Source organism: Frateuria sp. (assembly GCF_035695185.1).
Lineage (GTDB): Bacteria > Pseudomonadota > Gammaproteobacteria > Xanthomonadales > Rhodanobacteraceae > Frateuria_A.
In genome coordinates, this window is sequence record NZ_DASSES010000115.1 from 1 (window position 1) to 7,379 (window position 7,379).

At 70.4% G+C, this 7,379-nt stretch carries 10 protein-coding genes; 5 read left to right on the forward strand and 5 right to left on the reverse strand.

Annotated features, from left to right (window positions below; genetic code table 11):
* Nucleotides 1-432: phospholipase D-like domain-containing protein (locus tag VFH59_RS09610; protein ID WP_325164671.1), on the forward strand; the 432-nt coding region annotated here is incomplete at its 5' end.
* 70 nt (nucleotides 433-502) lie between these two features.
* Here the strand turns inward: VFH59_RS09610 and VFH59_RS09615 are convergent.
* A complete protein-coding gene (locus VFH59_RS09615) occupies nucleotides 503-1,060 on the reverse strand; it encodes a hypothetical protein (RefSeq protein ID WP_325164672.1) in 558 nt (185 codons plus the stop codon).
* Nucleotides 1,061-1,298: 238 nt separating this feature from the next.
* On the opposite strand from VFH59_RS09615, the gene VFH59_RS09620 reads away from it, so the two are divergent.
* From VFH59_RS09620 to VFH59_RS09635, 4 genes are all read left to right on the forward strand, one after another.
* Nucleotides 1,299-1,739: an SRPBCC family protein gene (locus VFH59_RS09620; protein ID WP_325164673.1), complete on the forward strand. Its 441-nt coding sequence runs from the start codon at nucleotides 1,299-1,301 to the stop codon at nucleotides 1,737-1,739.
* A 110-nt stretch (nucleotides 1,740-1,849) separates the two neighbouring features.
* Nucleotides 1,850-2,596, forward strand: coding sequence for a hypothetical protein (locus VFH59_RS09625; protein WP_325164674.1), 747 nt, complete (start codon nucleotides 1,850-1,852; stop codon nucleotides 2,594-2,596).
* Between the two features lie 30 nt (nucleotides 2,597-2,626).
* On the forward strand, nucleotides 2,627-3,088 hold the full coding sequence (locus VFH59_RS09630; RefSeq protein WP_325164675.1) for a nuclear transport factor 2 family protein: 462 nt from the start codon (nucleotides 2,627-2,629) through the stop codon (nucleotides 3,086-3,088).
* A gap of 69 nt (nucleotides 3,089-3,157) precedes the next feature.
* Nucleotides 3,158-4,261 carry a glycoside hydrolase family 18 protein gene (locus tag VFH59_RS09635; RefSeq protein WP_325164676.1) on the forward strand — a complete coding sequence of 368 codons (1,104 nt, stop codon included), beginning with the start codon at nucleotides 3,158-3,160 and terminating at the stop codon, nucleotides 4,259-4,261.
* Nucleotides 4,262-4,363: 102 nt separating this feature from the next.
* On the opposite strand, the gene VFH59_RS09640 is transcribed toward VFH59_RS09635, so the two are convergent.
* The 4 genes from VFH59_RS09640 to VFH59_RS09655 form a co-directional block, all read right to left on the reverse strand.
* Complete coding sequence (locus VFH59_RS09640) at nucleotides 4,364-5,086, reverse strand: DUF3618 domain-containing protein (RefSeq protein ID WP_325164677.1); 723 nt, start codon at nucleotides 5,084-5,086, stop codon at nucleotides 4,364-4,366.
* On the reverse strand, nucleotides 5,083-5,532 hold the full coding sequence (locus VFH59_RS09645) for a phage holin family protein (RefSeq protein ID WP_325164678.1): 450 nt from the start codon (nucleotides 5,530-5,532) through the stop codon (nucleotides 5,083-5,085). Before VFH59_RS09645 ends, VFH59_RS09640 begins: the two co-directional genes overlap by 4 nt.
* Nucleotides 5,529-6,476, reverse strand: coding sequence for a hypothetical protein (locus VFH59_RS09650; RefSeq protein ID WP_325164679.1), 948 nt, complete (start codon nucleotides 6,474-6,476; stop codon nucleotides 5,529-5,531). The genes VFH59_RS09645 and VFH59_RS09650 overlap by 4 nt, the downstream gene beginning before the upstream one ends.
* A gap of 291 nt (nucleotides 6,477-6,767) precedes the next feature.
* Nucleotides 6,768-7,133, reverse strand: a complete 366-nt coding sequence (locus VFH59_RS09655) for a DUF1428 domain-containing protein (RefSeq protein ID WP_325164680.1) — start codon at nucleotides 7,131-7,133, stop codon at nucleotides 6,768-6,770.
* Nucleotides 7,134-7,379: the final 246 nt, after the last annotated feature.

Genomic DNA, 7,379 nt, shown 5'->3' on the forward strand with positions numbered 1-7,379 from the left:
GTGCCGGACGAGGCGGCGCGACGGGCGCTGCTGGCCGCGCTGGCCCGCGGGGTGCGCGTGCGCATCATCGTGGAAGGCGACCACGTCGACGGCCACATGGTGGGCGATGCCTCGCGCACCTATTGGGCCGGCTTCATTGCCGCCGGCGCGAAGATCGCCCGCTATGGGCCCTCGCTGTTCCACAGCAAGCTGATGGTGGTCGACGATTACCTGACGCTGGCCGGCTCGGCCAACTTCGACAACCGCTCGTTCCACCTCAACGACGAGGCGAACATTGCCGTCTACGACGGGGAGTTCGCCCGCCGCATGACCGGGGTGTTCGACGGCGACCTGGCCGCGTCGCAGGCGGTGACGATCGCCGGCTTGCAGGCGCGGCCGTGGACACAGCAGGTCACCGACCGCTTCTGGGCCGAGTTCGCGTCGCAGTTGTAGGACGGTGCCCCGCAGGGAGGGTCGGCCATCGCGCCACATCGGCCGAGGCCGCCCTCCGAAGCCCGCCATCTCAGCGGATCGGTGCCATCAGGTGCCGGTAGGGGGTGCCGGCCCACATCACGTAGGGTGCATCCGTGGCGGGATTGTCCTGCTTCGGATACTGGTCGTAGAACGCCGAGTCGGCGCCGACCACCATGACGTGCGGGCCGGTCTTGATCCAGTGGTTGCCTTCCGGCTTGGTCGCATACGGATCGGTGTTGCTGGCGTCGGTTCCGCCTTCGAGCATGTACATCAGGCCGACCTTGCCGACCGGCGGCGTGGCGTGGGACAGCCAAGCCTGTACCCAGCCCATGGCGGCCTTGTCGGCGCACATCGGATCGGGCCCTGGCGTGGCGGGGGCATCGGGGATGCAGGTGAATCCGTTGGTGCCCTGGCGCAGCGTGCGCATGCTGCCATCCGGTTGCATCGCCATGATGGTGGCGTGGCGGGCCACGCCTGCCGGCGCGGCGCGCATGGCACTGGCGATGAGCTGGGCATCCGACGCCGGTTTCTTCGAGTCGGCGGCGTGCGCCGCGGCCGTGGAAAGCAACGCGGTGGCGAGGACGAGCGGAGCGATCGAGACAGGCATGACGGCCTCCCGAAATGACGACGCGGCCAGCCCGGGTTTCCCGGCGGCATCCTGTGCCCGGGCGTGTTAGCGGCCGATCAAGCTGGCGTCAGTGCGCGGCGCTGCCCGCTTGAACCGGGTCGGCCACGCAAGGCGTGGGTGTGGCCTGCGCGGTCGATCGGCTAGTCTGCCCGCTGTCGAAGCCGGACGCGCTCGCGCGTCGTGGTGACGAGCGTCCGTCATGCCACGAGGTGGAACCATGGGTACCGTCCGACTGCACCGCGTCCTGCGCACCACGCCCGAGCGCCTGTTCCGCGCCTTCATCGATCCCGATGCGATGGCCAAATGGCTGCCGCCCAATGGCTTCACCGGCAAGGTCCACCACATGGATGCCAGGGTCGGCGGCAGCTACCGCATGTCGTTCACCAATTTCACGAGCGGCCACAGCCACACGTTCGGCGGCACCTACCTCGAACTGCGGCCGGGCGAGCTGCTGCGCTACACCGACCGCTTCGATGATCCGGGCCTGTCGGGCGAGATGGTCACGACCGTCTCGCTGGGCAAGGTTTCCTGCGGCACGGAACTGACCGTGGTGCAGGAAGGCATTCCCGACGCGATCCCGACCGAGGCCTGTTACCTCGGCTGGCAGGAATCGCTGGTGTTGCTGGCCAGACTGGTCGAGGCGGAGATTCCGGACTGAACGACGGGGGCGGCATCCAGGCCAGGCTCGACCGACTGGCCGGCGACCGGGCGCTGGAGGCGCCGGAGCAGTGGCGCCCGCGCGCCGAGGCCCTGGACTGGATCGAGAGCGTGTGGCCCGTCCTCGCACAGGAAGGCCGGGGGTCGGCCGACCGCGCGGAAGCATTGCGCGTGCGCCTGGAGCATGCGGACGGCAGGTTGCACCGGCGCTTGCGCGCCGCGGTCCAGGCGGGGCAGGGGCCGGCGCTGTTCCGGCGCTGGCTGGAAGCTTCCCCGGCAACCCCCGCCGGCGAAGGCTACGACGCACTGGATGAACTGGTCGCCGGCCTGCTGCGGCTCGCCGAGCCGGGCACCGGAGGGCCGGCACTGGAGCCGGGGATGGTGTTCTATCAGCCGACGCCGGCGCGGCACGTACTGGACATGCTCGCGCGCGTCCGCCTGGCGCCCCGGGACGTGCTGGTCGATCTCGGGTCGGGGCTGGGGCACGTGCCGATGCTCGCCTCGCTCTGTACCGGCGCACGCGCGCTCGGCGTGGAATGGCAAGAGTCGCATGTGACCGTCGCGCGTGCCGCGGCGCGCGCCCTGCGGCTGGCCCGCGTCACCTTCGTTGCCGGGGACGCGCGCGACGCGGACCTGTCCGCCGGCACGGTGTTCTTCCTCTACACGCCGTTCGTCGGGGCGGTGCTGCGCCAGGTGCTCGATGCATTGCACGCCGAGGGGCGGCGGCGCCCGATCCGCGTGTGTACCTTCGGCCCATGCAGCCCGCTCGTCGCCCGGGAGGCGTGGCTGCGTGCGGATGGGCCCGCCACGGCCGACCGCGTGGTGGTGTTCCAGGCTGTGCGGCAACGGAGCGATTAAGCTTCGACGATCCGATCAAGGGGAGCACCGATGCATCCGTCACGCTGGCTTTCCGCGCTGGGCTTGCTCCTGGCCTTCATCGCCGTACCGGCCGTGGCCGCAGGGGACGACGTAGCCGCCATCCGCAGGGTCATGGCCGGACAGCAGGCCGCCTGGAACCGGGGAGACGTGGAAGCGTTCATGCGCGGCTACCGGGACGCGCCGGACACCACCTTCGTGGGCCGCACCGTACGCAAGGGCTACCGCGCCATCCTGGAGAGCTACCGCAAGCACTACGCGAACAAGGCACAGATGGGACGGCTGGCCTTCTCGGGCGTGGACGTGCGGCTGTTGCCCTGCGCGGAGGGCGAGGTGCGCTACGCGATCGTCACCGGGCGCTTCCACCTGGATCGCGCCGAGCATGGCGCGGTCGCCCAGGACGATGGGGTCTATTCGCTGTTGTGGGAGAAGACGGCGCAGGGCTGGAAGATCATCCTGGACCATTCCAGCTGAGGGTCCGTCGATCCCCGGCAACCGCCCGGGCATGGCATGCTCCGGGCGTTGCCGTAGAGGAACGCTTCGATGCGATTGCGCCTGCCGAGACTCGCTTCTGTCCTGTTCGCCTGCATGGTTGCCGTTGGCGCCTCCGCGGCAACGGCAGCCGGATACCGCGTGGTCGGCTACGCCACCGACTGGAACGGTGCGGACGCACGCTCGCTGGAAGCCATCGACACGCTGATCTTCGCTTTCGCCCACGTCGAGCAGGGCCACGTGGTGCTGGACGGCGACGCCACCGCGCGCCTGCGGCGCCTGCTGGCGCTCAAGCGCATCCGGCCGGCGCTCAAGGTGACCATCGCGGTGGGCGGCTGGGGCGCCGGCGGCTTTTCCGAAGCGGCGGCAACGGCCGCGGGGCGGCAGGCCTTCGCACAGAGCGCGGCACGCCTGGTCGCAGCGCAGGGCGCCGACGGGCTGGACGTGGACTGGGAGTATCCGGGCCACGGCGAATCCGGCATCGCCTTCAGCCGTGCCGACCGCGGCCGCTTCACCCTGCTGCTGCAGGCCGTGCGCCAGGCACTGGACCGGCAGGCGGGCCCGGGGCGTCACTACGCCCTTAGCGTCGCCGTCGCGGACGGGCCGTTCGTCGATGGCATCGACATCGCCGCGGTCGAGCCGGCGGTCGACTGGTTCAACCTGATGACCTACGACTTCGTCAACCGCATGACGCCGACCACCGGGCATCACGCAGGACTGGATCGCTCACGCCTGGCGCCGGCGGATGCACGCACGGCCGACCGCGCGGTGCACCAGTTCATCGCCGCCGGCGTGCCGCCGGAAAAACTGCTGCTCGGCGTCGCCTTCTATGGCCGCGAGTTCGACGACGTGCAGGTGGGCCACGACGGTCTCTACCGGCCCTACGGCCGCTATCAGGGCGAGCATCCGTGGCCCGAGCTGGTGCGCGATTTCATCGGACGCAACGGCTTCGTCCGGCACTGGGACGCGCAGGCCGGCGCCGCCTGGCTGTGGAACGCGCGCACGCACGCCTTCATCACCTACGACGACCCGCAGTCGATCGCCGCCAAGGCCGCCTATGTGAAGGCGCACCGGCTGGGCGGGATGATGTACTGGGAGCAGGCGCACGATCCGGCTGGCGAACTGGTTTCCGCGATCCGGGAGGGGCTGCGCTAACCAGGCGCCGCCGGCATCCCTGCCGGCAGGACGGGTGGTGAGCCGGAGCCGATGGTTGGCGGGCAACGGCCCCCCCTAGGGAGGGGCTCGACGATGCGGGTGTCAGTGGCGCACGCTGTCCTGCGGCTCGCCGATGTCCTGTATGACATCGCGCGCCTTGTCCGCGCCGGTCTGTACCGCGTCCCTGGCGTTGTCTGCGAGACGGTCGCTGGCCTCGCCCATCAGCCGGTTCTCCGGCTCGGTGGTGGGCAGGGCGGCGCCGAGCAGCGCGCCGACGGCGATGCCGATCGCACCCAGCGCCAGCGGGTTCTCGCGCAGCAGCTGGTTGTAGCCCTGCACGGCACGGTCCTTCTGGTGCGCCAGGGAATCGCGCGCGCCATGGGCGGTGTCGGCCATGCGCGAGGCGGTGTCGCCGATGCGCTCCCTGGCCTGGTTCCAGGTGCTGGAAACGGTGTCGGACACCTCGCCGCCCATGTCGCGCGCACGGTCCAGCATCCCCGCACCGTCGTCGGCGCCCCTAGCGGTCACGCCGGTGGGCGCCGGCGCCGGCTCGTTGCGGCTGGCATACAGCCACAGCAGGCCGACCGAGGCGAGCACGGCGGGCACCGGATGGGTCTTCACCGCGTTGCCGAAGTTCCGGGCCAGTTCGCGGCCGTTGCCCTGGCCGAAATGCACCATGCGGTCGAACAGCTGGCCGGGCGAAAGCTTGTTCTCCAGCGCGTCGACAATGTGGTTGATGTCTGCGCGTTGCTGGTCGATCTCGCGCTCCAGCCGCGCCGGGTCCTTGTGCGACTCGGCGTCGATCCGTTCGGAAGCAGTGCTCATGGCGTCCTCCCGCGGATGGCATCGGCATCCTTCTGCAGCGAGTGAAGGGTGTGGTCGGGCTTGAGCGAGGCGGGCTCGAACCGCTTCTTGCCGGCGCTGACCATCACCCAGCCCACGACTAGGGCGGCGGCGCCGACGATCAGCGCGGACAGCCACGGCGCGAGCACGGTGCTCAGCCCGTACACGCCGGCCATCAGCAGGACGATCAGGCCGGCGAGCATCACGGCGCCGCCGGTGGCCACCGCCGCCACGCCCGCCTTGGTGGCGCGCAGGTTTTCGCGCATCTCCGCCTTGGCCAGCGCGAGCTCCTTGGTGAACAGCAACGGGATCTCGCGCGTCAGCTGCTTGAGCAGGCCACCGATGGAGGTGTCTTCCTCGCGTGCCGATGGCACGGCGCGCAACGGCCGGTTGTCGAAGGGTTGCGGTTGTTCGTAGGACTTGCTCATGGCTGGTTCCTCCCGCGCAGGGTGTCCGTGGACGACAGGGTGTCTTGCTCGCCGCTGGCCGCGTCGCTCGCGCTGGCGCCCGCGCGCGCCGAAATGGCGTCCGGGGTGGATGCCGATGGCCCGGGCACCGCGGGGATGGCGCCGGTCAGGCCGCCGGGTGCGGTGGTGTCGATGGTGTCGTTGCCGGTGGCCGGCCGCGCGGTGGTACCGGGGACGGCGGCGTCGGTGTCGGTCCAGCGGGTGCGGCCGGTACGTTCGCTGACGGCCGGTGGCGAGGCCCGTTCACGGTCCGTGCCGTTGCTCGCCGAAGCGCGGGCGAAACGGGTGAGGCCGAAGCCGATCGCGATGCTGCCGGCGATGAACAGGGTGGGGTTTTCGCGCGCGATGCGGCGCACGTCATGCAGGAGTTCGTCGGCGCTCTTTTCGCGCAGCCCTGCCGCCATGCGGCTCAGGCCGCCGGCCATGTCCGAGACGTGCCGCGACAGATGGGCGACGTCGTCATCGCGCATCTCCGCGGCGGCGGCCTTGACGCTGTCGGCCAGCGTGTCGACCTTGTCGGCGGCAACGTTGCGGTAGTGCCGGACCTGTTCCTGCCCTTCGGCGCGCATCCGTTCGGCCATCTCGTCGGCGCCGTCGCTGGTGCCTGGGCCCGTGGCCTGCCCACTGCCGGACGGGCGGTAACTGCTGTCCTGGGGTGTGTTCATCTGCGCCTCCTCGTATGGACCGGCAGCGTCCATGCACGGGCCGTCGTGCGTTGCTGCCGCGTTCCGGATGCCGGTGATGTCCATTGGGGTTGTCTGGGGGCGGTCTCCGCCGCCCGGGCCGGTGGCAAGGCGAGTTGCCGCCACGGGTTTGGCCGTCTGTTCCGCCATCGCGATGGCAGGCAGGCAGGATGAAGCAAGCACGATGACAGGCCCGTCTAAATGCGCTGCATCCTGCGTCATCTGGCCGCCCGCACTCGGCTTGCGACCGGAGCAGGCGCAGTGCAGGCAGGCAGGCGCTCGCCAAGGGCAGGCCGACGCTGGCCGCACGACGCCGCCGTGCGTGTTTCGGATTGCCCTGCCGATGCTTTCGGGACGCGCGGGTCCCCGGTCACAGCCGACCGGAACAAACTGAAGCGCGGTTGACCGGCACTCGTCGGCGCCCGGAAAGGCGGCAGCTGAGCCGTGCGCTGGGGACCTCGCGGGGCGATGCACCTGTCCAGCGGGGCCCAGCGCCCGCCGGGATCGCGTGGATCAGCGATTGCGGCCGAGTTCGACGACCGGCCTGAAGCCGCCGAAGATCATCCGCTTGCCGTCGAACGGCATCGGCGTGTTCTCGGGGCTGAAGCGCGGGTCCTTCATGAGCTTCTCCATGCCGGCATCGCGCGTGGCCTTGTCCGGCCATTCGATCCACGAGAACACCACCGCTTCCTCCGGCGTGGCCTGCACGGCGCGGCGGAAGTCCGTGAGCTTGCCGTCGGGGACGTCGTCGCCCCAGCACTCCAGCACGCGGGTGGCACCGTACTCCAGGAAAGCCGAATCGAAGCCGCTGGCATGGTCGATGAAGGCCTGCCGGTTGGCCGTGGGTACGGCGATCACGAAACCGTCGATGTAGGACATGGCATGAACTCCTAGGTGTGGGTGGACCTCTTGTCGACGAACCAACCGCGGTGGAATCGACCGAAGTGCCGGGCCTCGGTCGAGGTCGCTACGCAAGCTCGACCCAGAGCGGTGCGTGGTCGCTGCCGGGGCGCATGGCCGGATCGGCCTCGATGCCGGCCGCCGCAAGGCGCGGCAGCAACCGGTTGCCGAGCAGCGCGAAGTCGACCCGCGCGGCATCCAGCCGATGGCGGCTGCGCGGGTTGA

Coding starts and splice junctions, on each gene's coding strand:
- VFH59_RS09645 (WP_325164678.1), bottom strand. CDS start 5,532: ATGAGCAAGTCCTACGAACAACCGCAACCCTTCGACAACCGGCCGTTG.
- VFH59_RS09655 (WP_325164680.1), bottom strand. CDS start 7,133: ATGTCCTACATCGACGGTTTCGTGATCGCCGTACCCACGGCCAACCGG.
- VFH59_RS09640 (WP_325164677.1), bottom strand. CDS start 5,086: ATGAGCACTGCTTCCGAACGGATCGACGCCGAGTCGCACAAGGACCCG.
- VFH59_RS09630 (WP_325164675.1), top strand. CDS start 2,627: ATGCATCCGTCACGCTGGCTTTCCGCGCTGGGCTTGCTCCTGGCCTTC.
- VFH59_RS09615 (WP_325164672.1), bottom strand. CDS start 1,060: ATGCCTGTCTCGATCGCTCCGCTCGTCCTCGCCACCGCGTTGCTTTCC.
- VFH59_RS09620 (WP_325164673.1), top strand. CDS start 1,299: ATGGGTACCGTCCGACTGCACCGCGTCCTGCGCACCACGCCCGAGCGC.
- VFH59_RS09635 (WP_325164676.1), top strand. CDS start 3,158: ATGCGATTGCGCCTGCCGAGACTCGCTTCTGTCCTGTTCGCCTGCATG.
- VFH59_RS09650 (WP_325164679.1), bottom strand. CDS start 6,476: ATGACGCAGGATGCAGCGCATTTAGACGGGCCTGTCATCGTGCTTGCT.